Origin of the sequence: Streptosporangium sp. NPDC001559 (assembly GCF_042893955.1) — a bacterium.
Classification (GTDB): Bacteria; Actinomycetota; Actinomycetes; order Streptosporangiales; family Streptosporangiaceae; genus Streptosporangium.
Map to the genome: position 1 here is coordinate 1 of NZ_JBIAVG010000049.1, position 1,404 is coordinate 1,404.

A 1,404-nucleotide genomic window follows, 5' to 3' on the forward strand; every position below is an offset into this window, starting at 1 on the left:
GCGCGTCAGTCCGGCAGCCAGTGCAGCTCGTGCGCCAGGGCTTTGGCGACGGCACGGACGCGGCGGTGCAGCGGCGACGGCTCACGTGGGAGGACCAGGTGGATCGTCAGGCTGGGCGCGCCCCGCAGCGGTCGCCAGGTGAGACCGGCCGGTTGTGCCGTGACCGCGGCTTCTCCGCCCGGGGCCAGGGTGGCCCCGTCGCGCAGGTCGCGCAGAGACATGTCGACAGTGACCGCGGGCGTGTGGAACCGGGGGTGTGGCCGGGTGTCTCGGAACAGTGCGGACAGCTGATCGTGGATCACGGGGTTGGCCGCGCGGTCCGGGAGGCGCAGCGGATACGCGGCCGCGTCGGCGATCTCGATCTCCGGGTGTCCGGCCAGCGGATGGTGCCGCGCCAGCAGGACCCCGACGCGCTCACGCCGCAGCAGGAACCGGCGCACGCCACGGCCCGGCTGTTCACCGCGGGTGATCCCGGCGTCGATGCGGCCGTCGGCGACCGCGGGGCAGATCTCCGGTGTCGCCATCGGGACCGCGCCGACCTTGAGTCCCGGGCCGCTGCGAATGAGCCTGTCCACCAGGGCCGGTGCCGTCTCGGCCCCGGCGGTGAGGCTGTATCCGATGCGCAGCGTGCCCAGCTCACCGGCCGCCGCGCTCCGGGCGGTGTCCCATGCCCGGTCCAGCGCCGCCAGCGCGGGCGGCGCGGACTCCGCCAAAGCCGCCCCGGCCGTGGTCAACGCGACGCTACGCGTGTTGCGGACCAGCAGGGCCGTACCGAGTTCCGCCTCCAGTCGGCGCATCCGGGCGCTGAGCGCGGGCTGTGCGATACCGATCCGCGCGGCCGCGCGGGTGAAGTTCAGCTCCTGCGCCAGCACCAGGAAGTACCGCAGGCTCACCGTGTCCGGCGCCACGTACCCTCCCCGCCGATTGATAACGATCCGTTCTGAGCCTATCCCGGACCGATCTTTCCCTCGGCCGCGCATCAAGCCCTAACCTGCGCGTACGGCGATTCGACCGACCGCGGTACCCGCCGCCGGGACCGATCGATCCGAGGGGCAATTCGAAGTCGGACGTGTCCGGCCCAACACAGGAGGTTTCCATGGCCAAGGGCTACTGGGTCAGTGTCTACCCCGCCGTCTCCGACCCTGAGAGGCTGACCGCCTACGACAAGCTGGCCGGTCTGGCTGTCCAGGCCGGGGGCGGGCGCGTCCTGTCCCTCCTGCCGTCCCGTGGCGGTCGAGTCGTCGCCCACGAGGCCGGAATCACGCAACGCGTCGTTCTGATCGAGTTCGACAGCTTTGAACAGGCCGTCGCGGCATACGAGAGCGAGGCGTACCAGAAGGCGCTGGTCGCCCTCCCCGACGGCGTCGAGCGCGACTTCCGCATCGTCGAAGGCATCGACTGACC

General features: G+C 71.7%; 2 protein-coding genes. One reads left to right on the forward strand and one right to left on the reverse strand.

Features of this window, described 5'->3' with window-relative positions; genetic code table 11:
* Positions 1 to 5: 5 nt before the first annotated feature.
* The gene (locus ACFYY8_RS42100; RefSeq protein WP_390050696.1) at positions 6 to 908 is read right to left on the reverse strand and encodes a LysR substrate-binding domain-containing protein; all 903 of its coding nucleotides are present in this window, start codon (positions 906 to 908) and stop codon (positions 6 to 8) included.
* A 188-nt stretch (positions 909 to 1,096) separates the two neighbouring features.
* Here ACFYY8_RS42100 and ACFYY8_RS42105 point away from each other — a divergent pair, with 188 nt between their 5' ends.
* Entirely contained in the window at positions 1,097 to 1,402 is a 306-nt protein-coding gene (locus ACFYY8_RS42105; RefSeq protein WP_390050697.1) for a DUF1330 domain-containing protein, read from the forward strand.
* The last annotated feature ends 2 nt before the right edge of the window (positions 1,403 to 1,404 follow it).

Coding starts and splice junctions, on each gene's coding strand:
- ACFYY8_RS42105 (WP_390050697.1), top strand. CDS start 1,097: ATGGCCAAGGGCTACTGGGTCAGTGTCTACCCCGCCGTCTCCGACCCT.